General features: G+C 65.8%; 21 protein-coding genes. 14 read left to right on the top strand and 7 right to left on the bottom strand.

Annotated features, from left to right (window positions below; translation table 11 throughout):
- Positions 1-46: 46 nt before the first annotated feature.
- Genes KUV82_RS01235 through KUV82_RS01220 form a run of 4 tightly spaced genes read left to right on the top strand, consistent with a single transcriptional unit; the run spans position 47 to position 4,161 of the window.
- The gene (locus tag KUV82_RS01235; RefSeq protein ID WP_219955100.1) at positions 47-1,153 is read left to right on the top strand and encodes a phosphatase domain-containing protein; all 1,107 of its coding nucleotides are present in this window, start codon (positions 47-49) and stop codon (positions 1,151-1,153) included.
- A gap of 8 nt (positions 1,154-1,161) precedes the next feature.
- Positions 1,162-2,064: an alpha/beta hydrolase gene (locus tag KUV82_RS01230; RefSeq protein ID WP_219955099.1), complete on the top strand. Its 903-nt coding sequence runs from the start codon at positions 1,162-1,164 to the stop codon at positions 2,062-2,064.
- 11 nt (positions 2,065-2,075) lie between these two features.
- Positions 2,076-3,455 (top strand): M48 family metalloprotease, encoded by a 1,380-nt coding sequence (locus KUV82_RS01225; RefSeq protein ID WP_219955098.1) that lies wholly within the window; start codon positions 2,076-2,078, stop codon positions 3,453-3,455.
- 19 nt (positions 3,456-3,474) lie between these two features.
- Complete coding sequence (locus KUV82_RS01220; protein WP_219955097.1) at positions 3,475-4,161, top strand: DsbA family protein; 687 nt, start codon at positions 3,475-3,477, stop codon at positions 4,159-4,161.
- Between the two features lie 9 nt (positions 4,162-4,170).
- Here KUV82_RS01220 and KUV82_RS01215 read toward each other — a convergent pair whose 3' ends face one another.
- Complete coding sequence (locus KUV82_RS01215) at positions 4,171-4,782, bottom strand: HD domain-containing protein (RefSeq protein ID WP_219955096.1); 612 nt, start codon at positions 4,780-4,782, stop codon at positions 4,171-4,173.
- An 82-nt stretch (positions 4,783-4,864) separates the two neighbouring features.
- On the opposite strand from KUV82_RS01215, the gene KUV82_RS01210 reads away from it, so the two are divergent.
- The 7 genes from KUV82_RS01210 (at position 4,865) to KUV82_RS01180 (ending at position 10,319) form a co-directional block, all read left to right on the top strand.
- Positions 4,865-6,109 (top strand): sensor histidine kinase, encoded by a 1,245-nt coding sequence (locus KUV82_RS01210; protein ID WP_219955095.1) that lies wholly within the window; start codon positions 4,865-4,867, stop codon positions 6,107-6,109.
- A complete protein-coding gene (locus tag KUV82_RS01205) occupies positions 6,106-6,912 on the top strand; it encodes a LytR/AlgR family response regulator transcription factor (protein WP_219955094.1) in 807 nt (268 codons plus the stop codon). The genes KUV82_RS01210 and KUV82_RS01205 overlap by 4 nt, the downstream gene beginning before the upstream one ends.
- Positions 6,913-7,214: 302 nt before the next feature.
- A complete protein-coding gene (gene nadC / locus KUV82_RS01200; protein WP_219955093.1) occupies positions 7,215-8,075 on the top strand; it encodes a carboxylating nicotinate-nucleotide diphosphorylase in 861 nt (286 codons plus the stop codon).
- Positions 8,076-8,126: 51 nt separating this feature from the next.
- Positions 8,127-8,549 (top strand): hypothetical protein, encoded by a 423-nt coding sequence (locus tag KUV82_RS01195; protein WP_219955092.1) that lies wholly within the window; start codon positions 8,127-8,129, stop codon positions 8,547-8,549.
- A gap of 117 nt (positions 8,550-8,666) precedes the next feature.
- Positions 8,667-9,101 (top strand): hypothetical protein, encoded by a 435-nt coding sequence (locus tag KUV82_RS01190; protein WP_219955091.1) that lies wholly within the window; start codon positions 8,667-8,669, stop codon positions 9,099-9,101.
- Positions 9,082-9,801 (top strand): ribonuclease T2 family protein, encoded by a 720-nt coding sequence (locus KUV82_RS01185; protein ID WP_219955090.1) that lies wholly within the window; start codon positions 9,082-9,084, stop codon positions 9,799-9,801. The genes KUV82_RS01190 and KUV82_RS01185 overlap by 20 nt, the downstream gene beginning before the upstream one ends.
- An 11-nt stretch (positions 9,802-9,812) precedes the next feature.
- Complete coding sequence (locus tag KUV82_RS01180; protein WP_219955089.1) at positions 9,813-10,319, top strand: hypothetical protein; 507 nt, start codon at positions 9,813-9,815, stop codon at positions 10,317-10,319.
- A gap of 37 nt (positions 10,320-10,356) precedes the next feature.
- Here KUV82_RS01180 and KUV82_RS01175 read toward each other — a convergent pair whose 3' ends face one another.
- Positions 10,357-10,812, bottom strand: a complete 456-nt coding sequence (locus tag KUV82_RS01175) for a nucleoside deaminase (RefSeq protein ID WP_219955088.1) — start codon at positions 10,810-10,812, stop codon at positions 10,357-10,359.
- Between the two features lie 159 nt (positions 10,813-10,971).
- On the opposite strand from KUV82_RS01175, the gene rpmB reads away from it, so the two are divergent.
- Positions 10,972-11,259: a 50S ribosomal protein L28 gene (gene rpmB, locus KUV82_RS01170; protein ID WP_219955087.1), complete on the top strand. Its 288-nt coding sequence runs from the start codon at positions 10,972-10,974 to the stop codon at positions 11,257-11,259.
- Positions 11,260-11,316: 57 nt separating this feature from the next.
- Here rpmB and KUV82_RS01165 read toward each other — a convergent pair whose 3' ends face one another.
- The 4 genes from KUV82_RS01165 to xseA are packed head-to-tail and all read right to left on the bottom strand — an operon-like array spanning position 11,317 to position 14,947.
- Entirely contained in the window at positions 11,317-12,297 is a 981-nt protein-coding gene (locus KUV82_RS01165) for an esterase-like activity of phytase family protein (RefSeq protein ID WP_219955086.1), read from the bottom strand.
- Positions 12,298-12,341: 44 nt separating this feature from the next.
- Positions 12,342-13,244, bottom strand: coding sequence for a M23 family metallopeptidase (locus KUV82_RS01160; RefSeq protein ID WP_219955085.1), 903 nt, complete (start codon positions 13,242-13,244; stop codon positions 12,342-12,344).
- A 2-nt stretch (positions 13,245-13,246) separates the two neighbouring features.
- The gene (locus KUV82_RS01155) at positions 13,247-13,456 is read right to left on the bottom strand and encodes a DUF2093 domain-containing protein (RefSeq protein WP_219955084.1); all 210 of its coding nucleotides are present in this window, start codon (positions 13,454-13,456) and stop codon (positions 13,247-13,249) included.
- A 24-nt stretch (positions 13,457-13,480) separates the two neighbouring features.
- A complete protein-coding gene (gene xseA, locus KUV82_RS01150) occupies positions 13,481-14,947 on the bottom strand; it encodes an exodeoxyribonuclease VII large subunit (RefSeq protein WP_219955083.1) in 1,467 nt (488 codons plus the stop codon).
- On the opposite strand from xseA, the gene purD reads away from it, so the two are divergent.
- Together purD and KUV82_RS01140 are read left to right on the top strand one after the other, a co-directional pair.
- On the top strand, positions 14,946-16,220 hold the full coding sequence (gene purD, locus KUV82_RS01145; RefSeq protein WP_219955082.1) for a phosphoribosylamine--glycine ligase: 1,275 nt from the start codon (positions 14,946-14,948) through the stop codon (positions 16,218-16,220). The two genes, xseA and purD, sit on opposite strands and share 2 nt — an antisense overlap.
- A gap of 12 nt (positions 16,221-16,232) precedes the next feature.
- Positions 16,233-16,895 (top strand): phytanoyl-CoA dioxygenase family protein, encoded by a 663-nt coding sequence (locus KUV82_RS01140; RefSeq protein WP_219955081.1) that lies wholly within the window; start codon positions 16,233-16,235, stop codon positions 16,893-16,895.
- A 76-nt stretch (positions 16,896-16,971) separates the two neighbouring features.
- On the opposite strand, the gene KUV82_RS01135 is transcribed toward KUV82_RS01140, so the two are convergent.
- Positions 16,972-17,967 (bottom strand): adenosine kinase, encoded by a 996-nt coding sequence (locus KUV82_RS01135; RefSeq protein WP_219955080.1) that lies wholly within the window; start codon positions 17,965-17,967, stop codon positions 16,972-16,974.
- Position 17,968: the final 1 nt, after the last annotated feature.

Genomic DNA, 17,968 nt, shown 5'->3' with positions numbered 1-17,968 from the left:
ATAAAACGCTTGTCGCCCCCGCGCTGCTCCGGCTAGCGCGGGGGCGATGCCGTTCCTGCCCACCGAACACGTCCGTATCCAGCCCTATTTCGGCTATCGGAACCGCGAGCGGCTGCGGCTTACGGCGCGTGCGCTGCGCTCGCGGGTTGGGAGCTTCGAGAAGCGGGGCAAGTGGCGCGCGGTCAAGACCATGCTCGGCCAGTTCGCCAGCCACGAGGTCGCCGAATTTCCCGTCCAGCTGGAGATTGCACGGCCCGGCGGCACGAGCGAACTCCACCAGGGCCTGACCGACAAGGAAGGCTTCGTCCATTTCGATATCCGGCTCGATCCGGCCTGGGATTACGGCGAACACGCGGCCTGGGAAACCGCCGTCCTCCACTGGACCAACGGAACCGGCGACCATTGCCTCGATGCGCATGTGCTGGTGCCGGGGACCGATACCGGCCTCGCAGTGATCTCCGATATCGACGACACCATCATCGAAACCGGGATTACGGGCGATTTCCGCAAGGTTTTGCGCAACTGGCGCCGGGTGCTGATGGAGATGCCGGAAGAACGGATCATCGTTCCGGGCGCCGACGTCTTCTACAACGCGCTGGGCGGCGGCGAAGTGCTGGCCGAGGGGGAAGGCCACGCGGGCGAACGCGTACCGGCAACGCACCGCCCCTTCTTCTATGTCTCGTCGAGCCCGTGGAACCTGTTCAGCTACCTCGTCACCTATATTCGCGGGCGCGGCCTGCCGCTGGGGCCGATCTTCCTGCGCGACTGGGGTCTCAACCGCGCAACCTTCGGCTCCTCCAGCCACGGAGCGCACAAGCGCGCCGCGATCGACGGGATCCTCGGCGCCTACCCCGAGCTCAGGTTCGCGCTGGTGGGCGATGACAGCCAGGGAGACCTGACCGCCTTTGCCGATGTGGCGCTGGCCAACCCCGGCCGGGTCCGCGCGGTCTTTATCCGAAAGGTCGGTGAGGCCATGAGTCCAGACGAACTAACCGCAAAGGCCAATCTAGAGGCGGCGAATGTGCCATTATGGCTCGGAACCGATTACGCTGCGGGCCGCAATTTCCTCGCTTCGGTCGGACTTCTCGGTGATGACGAAGCCAAGGCGCTCGTCGAAACCGTCGAAGGGACCGAGCCGGGCGTAAAACCATGAGGCGCAGCGTGAAAATCCTCCTTGGCCTTGTCGCTATCCTCCTTCTTGCAGGCGGCGCCCTGCTCATGGCGATCCGCAACAACGGTCCCGCCGTGCTCGATGCGGTCGACCGGCTTACCGGCGGGACGCGCGGGGTAACGCTGGTGTCGAAGACGCAATACGGCGACCACCCGGCCCAGAAGCTGCGCATCTACGCGCCGGAAGATGCCTCCCAGCCGCTGCCTGTCCTGCTGTTCGTCCACGGCGGCAGCTGGCGTTGGGGTGATCCGGACGACTACAATTTCGTTGCCCGCTCGCTCGCGCCGGAGGGCTTCCTTGTCGTCCTTGCCGGATACCGGCTCGGGAAAAGCGGTCGCTATCCCGCCATGCTGGAGGACACCGCCGCCGCCATCGCAGAAACCGCGCGCCTCGCGCCGCAATTTGGCGGCGACCCGGACCGTATCGTCGTCTCGGGCCATTCGGCCGGGGCCTACAACGTCGTGCAGGTCGCGCTGGAAGAACGCTGGCTCGAAGGAACCGGCGCCTCGGTGCGCGGCGTGGTCGGCCTTGCCGGCCCCTATGACTTCTTTCCTTTCGACAGCGAATCCACGATCGCGAGCTTTGGCGAGGTGGGCACGGGCGCGGAAAGCCAGCCAGTCAACCACGTCCGGGCGGACGCACCGCCCATCCTGCTGATCCACGGCGAAGAGGACACGCTGGTGAAGCCGCGCAACAGCCGCGCGCTGGCTGCGGCGCTCGAAGGCGTAGGTGCCCCGGTCGAGACGCGATTCTACGACGGCTTCGACCACAACGCCCCGCTGATCTCGCTGGCGAGCCCCTGGCGCAATTCGCGCGATGTCGACACCGCGCTTGTCGAGTTTGCGCACCGGGTCACCGAGGTTTCAGTTCCGGTTCAGGCGCGAATACCCTAAAGCTTGCGGCGATGCGTTTCCTCGCCCGCCTGCTCGCCATTCTTGCCGCGGCCACTCTCGCCGCCCAACCGGTCGCCGCGCAGAGCATCCTGCGCGATGCGGAAACCGAGGCCTTCCTCGACGAAATTGCCGCCCCGCTGATCGAGGCCGCCGGGCTGGAGCCGGAAAACGTCGACATGATCCTGGTCGGCGACCGCTCCATCAACGCCTTCGTCGCGGGCGGCCAGGCGGTCTATATCCACGCGGGCCTTATCGAGGCCGCCGACACGGCCGAGGAAGTGCAGGGCGTTATCGCGCACGAACTGGGCCACATCACCGGCGGCCATATTCTGCGATACAGCGACGGGATGGCCTCGGCGAGCCGGGTCTCGCTGCTGTCGATGATTGCCGGGATCGGCGCCGCGTTGGCCGGTGCGGGCGAAGCGGCAATGGGCATCCTCGCGCTCGGCCAGCAGGCTGCTCTCGGACAGTTTCTCTCCTTCAGCCGCGCGCAGGAATCCTCGGCCGATTTCGCCGGCGCGCAGTACCTTTCCGAAGCCGGGATCTCGGGGCGCGGCTCGCTCGCCTTTTTCGGCAAGCTGCTCAACATGGAATACCGCTACGCCTACAGCCAGAGCGACGAGGCGGGCTTCTACCGCACCCACCCGCTGTCCGGCGACCGCATCGCGGCCCTGCGCGAAGTCTACGAGCAAGACCCGGCGTGGGATGCCCCTGCCAACGCACGCAACCAGGCAAATTTCGAGCGGGTGAAGGCCAAGCTGGTCGGCTACATCGGCAAGCCGCAGGCGACCCTGCGCGACTATCCCGAGACCGACCAGACGGTCCCCGGCCTCTACGCAAGGGCCTACGCCTACCACCAGAGCGCCCGCGTCGACCTGGCGCTGGAAACCGCCGACAAGCTGCTCGCGACCAATCCGGACGACCCATATTTCCTCGAACTGAAGGGCCAGGTCCTGCTCGAATCGGGCCGGCCGGAAGAATCGCTCGATCCGCTGCGCCGTGCGACCGCGTTGACCAATTCCGAACCGCTGATTGCCAGCATGTTCGGGCACGCGCTGATCGCGACCGAGGACGATGCCAATTTCGCCGAGGCCGAGCGTGTCCTGCGCGCCGCTGTCGGTCGGGACCGGCTCAACCCCTTCGCCTGGTACCAGCTCGGTGTCGTCTACGCGGCGCGCGGCGATACGGCGCGGGCGCGGCTTGCCACGGCCGAGCAGCAAGTGATGGCGGGCCAGTACCCGCTGGCGCTGCGCAGCGCCCGGGCGGCCGAGGCTGGCCTTGAACACGGCACGCCGGACTGGATTCGCGCGCAGGATATCGGCATGCAGGCGCGCGCGCTGCTCGAGCGGCAGTGCGAAATGCAGCGCCAGCGCAACTGCGCGCCGGGCTGACGCATTCGAGAGGGACTCCATGAAAAACCACCTCATCACGGCGCTGATCGCGCTGGTGGCCGGCTTTGGCGGCGCGGCCCTGTGGTCGCTATCGGGCCTCGGCCATAGCCAGACGCGCGCCTATCTCGTCGAGAACCCCGACATCCTGCCGGAAATGGCCGAAGCCTATCAGCGCGGCGAAGCTGAGGGCCGCCTTGCGGAAATCTCGGATGAGGTGGCCGAGGCCTTCCCCGGTGCGGTCCTGGGCAATCCGGATGGCACCAGCGTCCTCGTGAAGTTCACCGACTATGGCTGCACCTTCTGCCGCCAGTCCGTGCCCGCCGTCGACGCGCTGATCGCCGCCAACCCCGACCTCAAGGTCGTGGTGCGCGAATGGCCGATTTTCGATGGCAGCGAGACCGCCGCTCGCATGGCGCTCGCCGCGGCGCAGCAGGGCAAATACGCGGCCTTCTATCACGCGATGTTCGAGCAGGGTTCGCCCAGCGAGGAAGGCATCCAGCGCGCCGCCGAGATCGCCGGGCTCGACATGGCCGCCGCCGAGGCCTTCGCCAATTCGGATGAAGCAACCGCCGAACTGGCCAAGAACATGGCCTTTGCCCGCACGCTCCAGTTCACCGGCACCCCCAGCTGGGTGGCGGGCAACGAAACAATCGAAGGCATGGTCCCGGCCGAGCGCCTCGCCGAGGCGCTCGACAGCGCGGGCTAGGCTGCGCGCCTATTCCTCTTCGAGAGCCTTGGCGTAAGCCGAGGCAAGCGGGCGTTCCATCACCCGGCGCACCATCGGCTCGAAAAACTCGAGCGGCTCGCTCTCATAATCCGGATCGAAGGCGGCCTGGTCGTACTTCTCGCAGAACTCGCGGCAGGCCTCGTAATGCGGGTGGTCCTTGAACTTGTCGCGCGCGTTCTGGTCCATGCCGAGGAAATGGAAGTAGTAGTAGCCCTGGAAGGCGCCGTGGTTCTGGCAGATCCAGTGCTCTTCCTCGCTCACGAAGGGCTTGATGATCGAAGCGGCAACTTCGGGATGGTTGTAGCTGCCAAGCGTGTCGCCGATATCGTGGAGCAGCGCCATCACGACATAGCGCTCGCCGCGCCCGTCGCGGTGCGCGCGGGTGGCGGTCTGCAGCGAGTGTTCGAGCCGGTCGACCGGGAAGCCGCCGAAATCGCCGTCGAGGAGCTTGAGGTGATCAAGCACGCGGTCGGCAAGGCCTTTGGCGAAGGCGCGGTATTCGCCGCCGATGATGGCCCAGTCTTCGGCCGTGCCCTCTTTCATCTCGCGGAACTTGGCGCGCTCTGCGGCCGGGTGGTCGATATTTTCCTGCACGCCCATCGCGTCTCTCCCTCGCTTCGGCTGTCCAGGGCACTGTAGCGACTGGCGCAGTTCGTCGCAATTGGGCTAGAGGACACTCCCAATGGCTGCTTTGCCTTTTCGCCCCACGCCGTTCTTCGCCAACAAGAACCAGGCGTTCTGGAACCTCCAGCTTGCCGGCTGGGGCGGCGCAACCTTGCTGCGCGCGATGTCCGCGCTTGCCAACGGGCAACCTCCCGACCGGCTGGTCATCATCCTGATCGCGACGATCACCGGCTTCTCGATCAGCCTCATCCTCGCGGTAGTCTACAGCCAGCTGATCAAGCAGCGCCCGCTGATCACCTGGGGCGTGACCGCGCTGGTCCTCGGCTTTGCGACCGGTGTCTACGCCTTCATCGACAGCTGGGTTCTCGAAGTTGCCGGCGCGGCCTCGTCGGGCAACAATTTCGCCAATCTTTTCGTCGGCATCTTCTTCATCGACCTCGTGCTGCTCGGCGCCTGGTCGGCGCTCTATTACGCAATCAATTTCTTCCTCCAGGTCGAGGAACAGGCCGACCGGCTTGAGCGGCTTGAGGCGCAGGCGACCAGCGCGCAGCTCGCCATGCTGCGGTACCAGCTAAACCCGCATTTCCTGTTCAACACGCTGAATTCGATCAGCACGCTGGTGCTCCTGAAACAGAGCGAAACCGCCAACGCGATGCTGACGCGCCTGTCCAGCTTCCTGCGCCACACGCTCGTCACCCAGCCCGGTGGCAAGGTCACGGTCGAGCAGGAGGTCGAGACGCTCAAGCTCTATCTCGGAATCGAGAAGATGCGGTTCGAAGAGCGGCTGCGCTCCGATTTCCGGATCGAGCCCGACGCAGCCAAGGCCTGCCTGCCCGCGATGCTCCTGCAGCCGCTGGTGGAGAACGCGATCAAATACGGCGTCAGCCCGCAAGAGGACGGCGCCGAGATCTCCATCGTCGCCCAAGTCGTGGGCCCGCGCCTTCGCGTGACCGTATCCGACACCGGCCCCGGCATGACGATGAACAGCATCGAGGCCGGCCTTCCGGCGGTGCGCCCCAGCCGCGCGCGGCGCGACTCCACCGGCGTCGGCCTGACCAACATCCGCGACCGCCTCGCCCAGGCCTATGGCGAGGAACACCGCTTCGAGATCCGCTCCCCGGAAAGTGGCGGTTTCTCGGTCCTCATCGAACTGCCCTTCGAGTCCGAAGAGGTTGACGTCCCGGCCGCGCAACCCAGCGCAGCCGCTCCGGCCACCCCCCAGGCCCGACCGCTTCCGAAACCCTCGGCTCCCCCAGCCGTTGTACCCTCGCAACTACCCCCGAAAGCACAGCAGACGACATGACTATTCGCACAATCCTCGTCGACGACGAGAAGCTCGCCATCCAGGGCCTCCAGCTCCGCCTTGAACCCTTCGAGGACGTCGAGATCATCGAGACCTGCCAGAACGGGCGCGAAGCGATCCGCGCGATCAAGACCCTGAAGCCCGACCTCGTCTTCCTCGACATCCAGATGCCGGGTTTCGACGGCTTTTCGGTGGTCCAGGGCGTGATGGAGATCGAACCGCCGCTGTTCGTCTTCGTGACCGCCTTCCAGGAACACGCCATCCGCGCGTTTGAAGCCAACGCGGTCAATTACCTCATGAAGCCGGTCGACGAGGACAAGCTGGCCGACACGATCGAGCGCGTGCGCCAGCGTCTCGCCGAGAAGAAATCGACCGAGGAGGCCGAGCGACTCAAGGGCGTGCTGTCCGAAGTCGCGCCCGAAGCGGCCGAGACCCTTGCGGGCGAAGACGGCGATGGCGCCGAGGCCGCTAGCCGCTACGAAAAGCTGATCAATGTGAAGGATCGCGGCCAGATCTTCCGCGTCGAGACGGATACGATCGAGCATATCGAGGCCGCCGGCGATTACATGTGCATCTACACCGGCGACAATTCGCTGATCCTGCGCGAGACGATGAAGGACCTCGAACGCCGGCTCGACCCGCGCAAGTTCCAGCGCGTCCACCGCTCGACCATCGTCAACCTCGACCAGGTGCGCCAGGTGAAACCGCACACCAATGGCGAATGCTTCCTCGTGCTGGATAGCGGCGCGGAGGTGAAGGTAAGCCGAAGCTACCGTGACGTCGTGGCGCGTTTCGTGCACTAGTCCGCCAGATCGAAATTTGGTGACGAAGATTCATGAAGAAGGGACACGGCCTCGAGAGGGCTCTAGACGTAGTTGAGCGGGGCGATTTGGAACCCATGGCTACCGGAGCGCTGCTTGCGAGGCTGATCCGTCTGCGCTGGTGCGAGGATGGCCCGGAATCCTCGGACTTGTTGCCTCACGAGGTTGAGAAGGCGAAGGACAAGATTCTCTTCAAGAACGATCCACGGTGGAAGGCTGCCTACGCCGACCTAAAAGCAGTGCTCGCTACCCGCGAACACCATGAACGGAAAATTGGATAGCTAGTGACTTTCGAACTACCCGGTTTCGATCTTTCACGCTTTGTCCGCGACACGCTTGCCGAGGATCTCGGCGAGGGGCTGCCCGGCGGCGGCAAGGACGTCACCAGCGAAAGCGTGATTCCCGCCGATGCGCGGTTCTCCGGGGTCATGGACACGCGCGATGCCATTCATGTTGCCGGCCTGCCGGTGGCCGAGGCGTTCTTTCGCGCGCTTGACCCGGACATGGCCATCGACATCCTCGTCGAGGAAGGGGCAAGCGTTCCGGCCGGCACTGACCTGATGCGCCTCGAAGGCAACGCGCGCGCCATGCTGACCGCCGAACGCGCCGCGCTCAACACGGTCCAGCACCTTTCCGGCATTGCCACCATGGTCGCCGAATATGTCGCTGCGATGGACAATCCGGATTGCACGCTGCTCGACACGCGCAAGACCATTCCCGGCCTGCGGCACCTTGAAAAATACGCCGTGCGCATGGGCGGCGGATCGAACCACCGCATGGGCCTTTGGGATGCCGCGATGATCAAGGACAACCACGTCCTTGTCGCCGGATCGGTGGGCGAGGCGGTGCGCCGCGCGGTCGAGGCGGGCGTCGAAGACATCATCTGCGAGGTCGACCGTATCGACCAGATCGAACCGGCACTGGCAGCGGGCGCGACCCGGCTGCTGCTCGACAATATGGAGCCCGATACGCTGCGCGAAGCGGTTGGTCTCGTCGCCGGACGGGTTCCGACCGAGGCCAGCGGCGGCATCAATCTCGCCACGATCAAGGCCAAGGCGGCGACCGGCGTCGACTATGTCTCGGTGGGCCGCCTGACCCAGAGCGCGCCGGCAGCCGACATCGGTCTCGACTTTACGCCGCTCTAGAATCCGGGCATCGGCCCCTTCCATAAGAGAACACAGCGCAAGGAGGGTCCGATGCGTCCTGCATCCATCATCTGGTTCGAACGTCTTTTCCTGCTGAGCCTGCTCTTGGGCCTCGGCAACGCGATCCTGTCGTTCGATTCGGCGGTCGCGCTGGTTGAAGCCGATCCGGTCATGGCCGAGATGGGGTGGAGTGGCGGCTTCGTCATGGGCGTCGTGGCCTTCAGCCTCGGCATCCCCCTCCTGCTGACCTACCTCATCGCGCGCCGGGCAAGCGTCGTGGCGAAGTGGGTGCTGGTCGCACTCGTGGCCATCGGCTTCCTGATGATCAGCTTCGACACTGAGAACATGCTGTCGCTTGCCAACATCGGTTCGGCCGTGGCCGCGTTGCTCCAGCTGGTCGCGGTCACGCTCCTGTTCCGCCGCGATGCAGTCGAGTGGCTCGGCAAGCCCAAAGGCGCAAACCCCGCGGCATAGGCTGGCAGGGCAAAGCGCGGGGCTTTTCAACCGATAAGTCCATAGCGGGGCGGGCTTCGGGTTTACCTGCTACGGGAATTGTGCATCCTCTTCGCCCCGAGGGCAGGGAGGACGCACGTGAAACCGAAATCAATCCAACGCTTCGACATGCTGTTTCCGCTGGCGGCGCTGCTGGCGCTTGCTTCGGCAATCCTGAGCTTCGGCGCGCTGGAGGCACAGGTGCAGATCGGCTTCAACGCCGACGGTGAAGGCGCGCGCGGGATGGCGATCTGGATGGTGATCGCCTCGCTGTTCATCTTCACCCTGCTCGCCGGCATCCTGTGGGCGACCATTTCCTTCATGCGGATGGGCTTCATGCGCTGGGTGCTGGCCGCCGCGGTGCTGCTCGCCCTCTATCAGAACCTGATGGCGTTCCGCGTCGTCGGCCCCAGCTTTGCAGGCTTCGTCGACCTTGCCGCGACCCTCGCCGGAATTGTGGCCGTGCTGCTGCTGTTCCGTCCCGATTCGAGCGCGTGGTTCGCCGAAAAGCCCGATGGCCGGTTTGAGCCCTAGGATTTGCGCCGCGCTTGGCGCGGCGGCGCTGGCCCTGCAGGGCTCGGCGGTCGCCGCACAGCATTACCAATGCAGCCTCCCGCGCAGTGCACCGGTGCCGCCCGTGCGCGCCGAAGCTCCACCGCGGGTGCTGCCCGTTACCGGCTACACGCTTGCGCTCAGCTGGAGCCCGGAGTTCTGCAAGCCGCGCAAGGGCCAGCGCGCCCACGCACGGCAATGCAGCGGGCGCGACGGGATGTTCGGGCTGATCGTCCACGGGCTGTGGCCGGAAAGCGGGCGCAGCTGGCCGCAATGGTGCCCGGCGCAGCGCGCACCCCAGCCGCGCGAAGTTGCGGCGAACCTGTGCATCTCGCCCTCCGCCTCGCTGGTCGCGCGCCAATGGGCCAAACACGGCGCCTGCATGACCCGCCGTCCGGCGACCTATCTCAAGGTCACGCGTATCCTGTGGCAAGGCCTGCGCATCCCCGATTTCGACCGCGTGAGCCGCGAGGACGACCTTACCGCAGGCACGATCCGCACCCGCTTCGTGGATGCCAACCCTGGCTGGTTTGCTGAGGCAGTGGGGGTGAAGCTCAATTCGCGCGGTTGGCTGCAGGAACTGCGCCTCTGCTACGACAAGCGCTTCATGCCGACAGCCTGCGACCGGGCGAGGTTCGGAGCGCGGGATGGAGCGCAGGCGAAGATCTGGCGGGGACTTTAGACGAGACACCCATGTCCGAAGTTGGGTGGAAAGCGGTTATCTGGTCGCCTAGCATAATAACCATGCGGTATTGGAAGACCCTTCTAATTGTTGGTGCGCTCACAGCTTGCAGCGATGAACGGCCAGTTGATTGCGAAGCTCTCCGAGAAGAAGCCTTTGCTTGCATCGATCGCGCGGCCGGGTCTGGGGAGCGGAATGGTGGTGCTATTTTCGATGAGTGCGTCCCAATGTCAGAGCCTCAGCGCTTCACCGGCACTTGGGCGACCGACTTTGAGTTCAATCAATTTCATGAAGGTCAGGTGCTAACCGCCGAGGAGGCATGGCAGCACCAAGATGCCACCGACCGCTTGTGGGGAGACGCACTCGAAAGGCATGCGTCTGATAACTTGGCCTACGTGATGGAGGTCGAGTTTGTTGGGAGGTATCCACTCTGCAACCTCACCGAGCCGGGGCGCGACATTATTGTTGACGACTTAGTCCACGCCCGCACAATCGTGCGCACTCCTTCCCAAATGTAGAGACCGCGATCGGGTCGCTAGCCGACATGAGTCTTCGCTAGCGTCGTTCCCGGAAGAAATCGCGCAGCAACTCCGCCGCCTTCGCTTCACCGATGCCCGAATAGACCTCCGGTCGGTGGAGGCACTGCGGCTGGTCGAACACGCGGGCGCCGTGCTCCACGGCGCCGCCCTTGGGATCGCTTGCGGCGTAGTAGACCTTCGCGATCCGCGCGTGGACGATGGCGCCGGCGCACATGGCGCAGGGCTCCAGCGTGACCCAGAGTTCGCAGCCGGTCAGGCGCTCATCGCCCAGCGCCTCTGCCGCGCGGCGAATCGCGAGAATTTCGGCATGGGCGGTCGGGTCATGGGTCTCGCGCGGGGCGTTGTGCGCCTCGGCAATCACCTGCCCGCCGCGCGTCACCACCGCGCCCACGGGCACCTCGCCAGCGGCCGCCGATTGCTCGGCCAGCGCCAGCGCGCGCTGCATGGGTTGCGGGAGGGTCCAGGAAGCCATAGTGCGGCCTCGCTAGCCCGCGGGCTGTGGGGGCGCAATGCGCTTGACGATTCGCACCCTCGCCGCTATGCGCGCCGCTTTCCGGGACAAGAACGGACCCACGCTGCCACGGCGCAGCACGGGAAAGCTCGCCCGCCCATTCGAACGAAGAGACGTATCATGTCGCGTATTTGCGAACTCACCGGCAAGGGCCGCCAGGTCGGCAACAATGTGAGCCACGCCAACAACAAGACCAAGCGGGTCTTCCTGCCGAACCTGCAGAACGTCACGCTGATGAGCGAAAAGCTCGATCGCAGCTTCAAGTTCCGCGTGTCGACGCACGGCCTGCGCTCGGTCGAGCACAACGGCGGCCTCGACAACTGGCTGCTCAAGACCAGCGACGAGAAGCTCTCGGCCAACGCGCTCAAGGTGAAGCGCGAGCTGAAGAAGGCTGTCGCCGCTTCGTAAGCGTGCCGGGCGCTTCGGCGCTGCAGCTTATTGGCGATACTGAAGGGCGCGCGAGGCTTACTCGCGCGCCTTTTCGCGTTGGTCCCACCGCAGCTTGAGCAGGAGCGTGCGCTGGAGCGTCATGAAATTATCGTCGGAAACCATCCAGACATGCGTGCCATCTGGGTCACGCGTGATCGCAAGGCCTTCGTAATTGTCCTGCGGGATCGCCGTGCCGAAGACCGTCAGGATTCGCACATCGAGCGTCCCGTCGTCGCCGGTCTTGCGCGTATCGACTTCTGCAAGCGCGGAATGAAAGATCGGCGGCACACCCCATTCCACCCGGCGTAGCAAGACCAGGGCGCGCCCCTCCTCGGTCGCCGTTGCATCGACCGGCCTATAGCCCTCCGGGAGACGGATTGTGGCGCGTTCGGGAGCAGAGGCCTCGACCGGGTCGCCGTCAAACAGCAACGCGTTGTACAGCGTGCTGCGCCAGCTTTGGGCCCGCTCCTCGATAACGAGGAAACGTCCGTCGGCAAGGCGCACGAGCGCTTCCGGCCCCGCGTTCTCGCCCCACTCCTCCATCTCTTCGGGCTGGACCTCCTCGTCCGGATCGAGATTCGCATCGAGACGCAGGATGGCGTTGCGAAACTCGTAGCCGGCCCAGACGGTGCCGGTTGCCTGATCGACCGCAAGCGATTCGAGATCGCGGCCCAGTTTGGCGGCGCTTTCGCCTTCGCCAATCACGCTGAGCACGCCCGGCTCGTCGCTTCGGTCAGGCCGCTCGAACGCCAGCAGAAGGCCCCCATCGGTACCCGACAGGAAGCGCTCCTCGTCGAGAGCCACCAAGGCCGACAATCCGCCAAACCGAAAGGGGTCCCCGGCCATTTCCCAGCCAGCCAGCAGGGTGAAGGGCCCGGACCTCCGGACTCCGAGATCGAGCGGCATGATCGTGGTCAGCTGCTCGAATGTGCGAGGGGGTTCAGGCGCGCGCCACCAGGTACCGGGCGCGAGCGCGCAGGCGAGCATTGTGCCGAGGATGAGACGCGAGGGACGCATGGAGGTGGCCGTGTTTTGAACGCCAGCCCACGCCGGTCAAGCGCCTAGGGCATGGGGCCGGTGAAAAGCAGCGGATCGAGTCGGGCTTCGTTCCACATGAGGCTCCAGTGCAGGTGCGGGCCAGTGGCCCGGCCCGAGGCGCCGATATTGCCGAGAACCTGCCCCTGCTCGACCCGATCACCTTCGGCAACCGCGAGGCGCGAGAGGTGGATGAAGGCGCTGTTGAGGCCCGCCCCGTGGTCCACGATGATGATCCCGCCTTCGAGGCTGAATCCGGTGCGCGCGAGCACTACGACGCCGTCGGCAGGCGCAACGAAAGGCACGCCGTTGCCGGGCGCGATATCGATGCCCGAATGGTAGCTGCCCGGTTCCCCGCGATAGATGCGCTGGCGCCCGAAGCGGCCCGAGATGCGGCCCTCCACCGGCCAGATGAAGTCCTGTTTCCAGCCCTCGGCGCCCGTATCAAGCGCCCGTGCATCGCGGATGGCGAGCCATTCGGGCTCGCGGCGCTTCCACCATTCCTCGCTGCTGCCGCCGGGGCGCTTGGCGACGTTCACCCGCTGGATCTGCCAGTCGCGCGGATCGACCTCGAGCGTGTGGACGCGCTGCTGCCCGTCGCGTGCGGTGAAGACCAATCGGGCGTTCGATCCGGCATCGCGGTCGAGCCCGACGAAGAAGCGGCGATCCGCCGGGTCCAGCGTCAGGGGCTGGCCGTTGAAGGTTGCCGAGACCGTGTCGAACGGGGCAACGCCGCGGATCCACCCTCCCTGTTCGTATTCTCCGCCGAGGTCGGCCGGTGCTAAAGGCGGGCCAGGAATGGGCGGCAGGGCGGAATCGTCGGATCGTGCAGCAATGGCTGCATCGTCATCGTCAGCCAGCGCGGTCTCGACCCGGAACAGGGAAAGGCTGGCTGCGGCAACCAGGATCAGGGTAGCGGCCCGCCGCATTCTCACGGGGCGAGGCGCTCGGTCGCAAGCTGCGCGCTGGCGTAGGGCTCCTGGTACTCGACCGACCAGTAGCGCAGCTCGTCGAGCGGGATAGGCACCCCGCTCATCGCGCAGAACACGTGCTGTCCCGCGCGCAGGACGCGAAAGCCCGAGGGACCGTAATGCAGTTTGGCCTCACCATCGGACGGGCCGGATTTCTTGCTCATCAACATGGCTGCCTCCTTAGCATCGGCGGGCTAGCCGAACAAATCATCCTGGGCCGCAGCGGTTCCGGAAGTTCGCGGTTTGCGCTTTGGTTTGGGAGCGGGCCTGGCAGGCCGCGTATCGCCCGTATGCACCTCGAGCGCGCCATCGCGGAAGTTGAGCGTCAGCGCGGCTTCCTGCGCCGCGGCCGCCTTGTCGGTCAGCGTGCGTCCGTCCGGCCCCGTCACGCGGACATAGCCGCGCTGTAACGGACGGTCAGGATGCAGCTGCTCGGTCAGGCGCGCAAGCGCGGCCAGCCGTTCGCGCCGCTCGGCGAGCGGACGCTCGAGGAGGGCGGGCGCTAGGCGGATGCCGGCAAGCCGCCCGCGTTCCTCGCGCAGCCGCCCGTTCACCAGCGCGGGCGAAAGGCGCAGTTCGCTAAGGCGTTCGCGGCCCCGGCTTGCACGGTCGCGCAGGCCCTGCTGGAGGCGCGCGGCGAGGTCGTCGAGCTTCTGGGCTTGCGGTTCGAGCAGGGCATCCTTCGCCGGCAGCCGGTCAGCACGCGCTTCGAGCCGTTCGCGGCCCAATTGCACGGGCCGCAGGATCGCGCGCTTCTTGCGGGCGCCGAAATCGGCCAGCGTCGCAGCAAGCTCCGCGCGGACCGGCACGGCCATTTCCGCCGCCGCGGTGGGCGTCGGCGCGCGGCGGTCGGCGGCGAAGTCCGCCAGCGTCGTATCGGTCTCGTGCCCGACCGCGCTGATGGTGGGGATCGAACACTCGGCAATGGCCCGCACCACCGCTTCCTCGTTGAAGCTCCACAAATCCTCGATCGACCCGCCGCCGCGCGCGACGATGACGAGGTCGGGCCGGCCGGGATGCCCCTCGGGCAAGGCCGAAAACCCGCGCACCGCGCCTGCGACCTGGTCCGCTGCGCCCTGCCCCTGCACCAGCACCGGCCACACGATCACGCGGCTCGGAAAACGGTCGGCCAGCCGGTGGAGGATGTCGCGGATCACCGCGCCGGTGGGCGAGGTCACGACGCCGATCGTGCGCGGGAGGAAGGGCAGCGCCCGCTTGCGCTCCTCGGCGAACAGCCCTTCGGCAGCGAGCCGCGCGCGGGTCTTCTCGAGCAGCGCCAGCAGCGCGCCTTCGCCTGCCAGCTCCATCCGCTCGATCACGATCTGGTATTTCGAACGCCCGGGATAGGTGGTGAGCTTGCCGGAGGCGACCACTTCCAGGCCGTCCTCGGGATTGAACGGCAGGCGGCCCGTGTTGCCCCGCCACATGACCCCGTCGATGACCGCCTTCTCGTCCTTCAGCGCGCAGTACATGTGGCCGCTGGCCGCACGCTTCACCCCCGACAGCTCGCCGCGCAGGCGCACGAAGCCGAAGCGGTCTTCCACCGTGCGCTTCAGCGCCTGCGATATTTCACTCACCGTCAGCGGCTCGGCGTTGTCGCCCGCGTAGGGCTTCGCTACCAAGCTCGCATCATCTGCATTGGACGGGAAATCGCTGGCCATGAATATCCTACTGCTCGGTTCGGGCGGGCGCGAACATGCTCTTAGCTGGAAACTGGCGCAATCGCCGCTGTGCGACAAGCTGTGGGCGGCGCCGGGCAATCCGGGCATCGCGCAGGATGCGCAGTGCGTGGCGCTGGATTCGACCGACCACGAGGCGGTGATCGCTTTCGCGCGCGAGAACGCCATCGGCCTCGTCGTGATCGGCCCCGAGGCCCCGCTGGTGGACGGCCTTGCCGATTCGCTGCGCGCCGCCGGGATCGACACCTTCGGCCCGTCGAAGCAGGCCGCTCAGCTCGAAGGCAGCAAGGGCTTCACCAAGGAGCTGTGCAAGCGCGCGAACATCCCGACCGCGCGCTACGAACGCTGCGTTTCCCTCGAGCAGGCCTGGGGCGCGCTGAAGCGATTCAAGCCGCCTTTCGTGCTCAAGGCCGATGGGCTCGCCGCGGGGAAGGGCGTGGTGATCGCCGAGACCTTCGAAGAAGCGCAGGAAGCGCTGAACGAGATGTTCGACGGCAGGTTCGGCAGCGCCGGCAGCGAAGTCGTGATCGAGCAGTTCCTGATGGGCGAGGAGGCAAGCTTCTTCGCGTTGACCGATGGCGAAACCATCCTCCCCATCGGCACCGCGCAGGACCACAAGCGCGTGGGCGAAGGCGACACCGGCCCCAACACCGGCGGCATGGGCGCCTATTCCCCCGCTCCGGTGCTGACCGAGGAGCTGCAGGACCAGGTCATGCGCGAAATCGTCGAGCCGACCGTGCGCACCATGGCCGCCGAGGGCATGCCCTATTCAGGCGTGCTCTACGCCGGACTGATGCTGACCAAGGACGGCCCGCAGCTGATCGAATACAACGCGCGTTTCGGCGACCCGGAATGCCAGGTGCTGATGATGCGGCTCGAAAGCGACCTCGTCGAAATCATGCAGGCCTGCGCCAAGGGCACGCTGGGCGATATTGCCGCGCCGGTCCTGTCGGACGATTTCGCTCTGACCGTGGTCATGGCCGCCGAGGGCTATCCCGGCACCCCCAAGAAAGGCGGCACGATCAATCTGGGCGAGGCCGAGGCAAGCGGCGCGAAGGTCTTCCACGCCGGCACAAAGCTGGAGGGCGAGACGCTAACCAGCAGCGGCGGCCGCGTCCTCAACGTAACCGCCCGCGGCGCCAGCGCCACCGAAGCGCAGGCCAACGCCTACGCCGCCGTGGACGCCATCGACTTCGCAGATGGCTTCTGCCGCCGCGACATCGGGCAAAGGGAAGTGCGGCGCGAGCGGGGCTAGTCTTCTCGATCCATGTCCTTCGAAGCTCGGGGTTATCAGTATTTCAGCGCCGCTTTTGGCGATGCCATAGACACGCTTGAGTGCCTTCTTCCAGCATTCGAGCGGGGTGTCCCGGGCAAACGCATTTCAAACTCCAAGCACCTGGCCAACTTGCTGGAAGTGGGGGACGTCATCCCTCCAATTCTCGCGGCGATAGGTGCACCTGGTGCTCGTCCCGTCCGAGCAATTCTTTTCGACAAGCGTGCTGACCAGAATTGGTCGCTAGGCTGGCATCAGGACCGCACGATTTGCGTAAGGGAGAAAGTCGAGGCTGTGGGTTTTGGCCCATTCTCGATCAAGCAGGGCCTCGTCCATGTAGAGCCGCCTTTCGGCCTAATCGATCGGATGAAGACGCTCAGAATCCATCTCGACCCTGTGCCCAGGGATAACGCACCGCTCTTGGTGGCCGAAGGATCGCATCGCATGGGACGCATTCCAGCGTCAGAGGTCAACTCCGTAGCTCAATCGCTCCCGACACACGTCTGCCTCGCAGATCGTGGCGACGTCTGGGCCTATGCTACGCCAATTTTGCACGCCTCCGAACGCTCGACAGCCAGCGGCGGCCGAAGAGTTCTGCAAGTCGACTACTCCGAGGACGAATTGCCAAGTCCGCTAGAGTGGCTCGGAATAAGTTGAGGGATGCTGCTAGGCATGCGCCCAGCAGGTCTTCGCTAAGCTTCTCCAGATTCGCCGCGTTAGGTCGGAGAACAGCCTACCCGAGCTTTTCGGCCACCAGCGCCTTCAGGTCCGCTTCGCTGCGCGCGCCGTAGTGCGAGATGATTTCGGCGGCGCAGATGGCGCCCATGCGCAGGCAGGTCTCGAGGCTTTCGCCGCGCGCATGGCCGGTGAGGAAGCCGGCGGCGAAGAGGTCGCCGGCGCCGGTGGTGTCGACGACCTTCTCGATCGGCTCGGCAGCGATCTCGGCGCGCTCGCCATTGGCGATGCCGACAGCGCCCTTGGCGCTGCGGGTGGCGACGATCACGGGGACCTTGCCCTCCAGCGCTGCAAGGCCGGCATTGAAATCGCTTTCGCCGGTCAGCGAGGCGAGCTCGTGCTCGTTGACGAAAAGGATGTCGATCTTCCCTTCCTCGATCAGCGCGCGGAAGTCGTCGCCGTGGCGGTCGATCACGAAGCTTTCGCTGGCGGTGAAGGCGACCTTGCGGCCCGCTCCGCGCGCAACCTCGATGGCGCGGCGCATGGCGCTGCGCGGCTCTTCGGGATCCCACAGGTAGCCTTCGAGGTAGAGGATGCTGGCGCTCGCGATCAGCTCGTCGTCGAGCGCTGCGGGCGGCAGGAACTGCGAGGCGCCAAGGAAGGTGTTCATCGTGCGCTCGCCATCGGGGGTCACGAAGATGAGGCAGCGCGCGGTCGAGGGCTGGCCTTCGCGCGCCGGCGTGTCGAAGTCGATGCCGACGGCGCGGATGTCGTGGCTGAAGACGTCGCCGAGCTGGTCCTTGGCGACCTGGCCGACGAAGGCGCACTGCGCACCGAGCGCGCTCATGCCGGCAAGCGTATTGGCCGCCGAGCCGCCCGAAATCTCTTTCGCCGGACCCATCGCATCGTAAAGGCGGCGGGCGCCCTCTTCGTCGACGAGCGTCATGCCGCCCTTGTTGAGATCGAGCTCGTCGATGAGCTCGTCTTCGCAGGGGGCCATCACATCGACGATGGCGTTTCCGATGGCGATTACGTCGTAACGGGGTTCGGTCATT

Origin of the sequence: Qipengyuania flava (genome assembly GCF_019448255.1) — a bacterium.
In the GTDB taxonomy this organism is placed as follows: domain Bacteria; phylum Pseudomonadota; class Alphaproteobacteria; order Sphingomonadales; family Sphingomonadaceae; genus Qipengyuania; species Qipengyuania flava_A.
Note: the sequence above shows the minus strand (reverse complement) of the source record. Positions and strands in the feature narration are given on the sequence as shown.

Bases quoted from the DNA above. Each gene is read 5' to 3' on its own strand.
- KUV82_RS01175 (WP_219955088.1), bottom strand. From the start codon at position 10,812: ATGGCTTCCTGGACCCTCCCGCAACCCATGCAGCGCGCGCTGGCGCTG.
- KUV82_RS01220 (WP_219955097.1), top strand. From the start codon at position 3,475: ATGAAAAACCACCTCATCACGGCGCTGATCGCGCTGGTGGCCGGCTTT.
- KUV82_RS01225 (WP_219955098.1), top strand. From the start codon at position 2,076: ATGCGTTTCCTCGCCCGCCTGCTCGCCATTCTTGCCGCGGCCACTCTC.
- KUV82_RS01155 (WP_219955084.1), bottom strand. From the start codon at position 13,456: ATGTTGATGAGCAAGAAATCCGGCCCGTCCGATGGTGAGGCCAAACTG.
- KUV82_RS01215 (WP_219955096.1), bottom strand. From the start codon at position 4,782: ATGGGCGTGCAGGAAAATATCGACCACCCGGCCGCAGAGCGCGCCAAG.
- KUV82_RS01185 (WP_219955090.1), top strand. From the start codon at position 9,082: ATGGCCGGTTTGAGCCCTAGGATTTGCGCCGCGCTTGGCGCGGCGGCG.
- KUV82_RS01180 (WP_219955089.1), top strand. From the start codon at position 9,813: ATGTCCGAAGTTGGGTGGAAAGCGGTTATCTGGTCGCCTAGCATAATA.
- KUV82_RS01140 (WP_219955081.1), top strand. From the start codon at position 16,233: ATGTCCTTCGAAGCTCGGGGTTATCAGTATTTCAGCGCCGCTTTTGGC.
- KUV82_RS01160 (WP_219955085.1), bottom strand. From the start codon at position 13,244: ATGCGGCGGGCCGCTACCCTGATCCTGGTTGCCGCAGCCAGCCTTTCC.
- xseA (WP_219955083.1), bottom strand. From the start codon at position 14,947: ATGGCCAGCGATTTCCCGTCCAATGCAGATGATGCGAGCTTGGTAGCG.
- KUV82_RS01205 (WP_219955094.1), top strand. From the start codon at position 6,106: ATGACTATTCGCACAATCCTCGTCGACGACGAGAAGCTCGCCATCCAG.
- KUV82_RS01195 (WP_219955092.1), top strand. From the start codon at position 8,127: ATGCGTCCTGCATCCATCATCTGGTTCGAACGTCTTTTCCTGCTGAGC.
- rpmB (WP_219955087.1), top strand. From the start codon at position 10,972: ATGTCGCGTATTTGCGAACTCACCGGCAAGGGCCGCCAGGTCGGCAAC.
- KUV82_RS01210 (WP_219955095.1), top strand. From the start codon at position 4,865: ATGGCTGCTTTGCCTTTTCGCCCCACGCCGTTCTTCGCCAACAAGAAC.
- KUV82_RS01235 (WP_219955100.1), top strand. From the start codon at position 47: ATGCCGTTCCTGCCCACCGAACACGTCCGTATCCAGCCCTATTTCGGC.
- KUV82_RS01165 (WP_219955086.1), bottom strand. From the start codon at position 12,297: ATGCGTCCCTCGCGTCTCATCCTCGGCACAATGCTCGCCTGCGCGCTC.
- purD (WP_219955082.1), top strand. From the start codon at position 14,946: ATGAATATCCTACTGCTCGGTTCGGGCGGGCGCGAACATGCTCTTAGC.
- KUV82_RS01135 (WP_219955080.1), bottom strand. From the start codon at position 17,967: ATGACCGAACCCCGTTACGACGTAATCGCCATCGGAAACGCCATCGTC.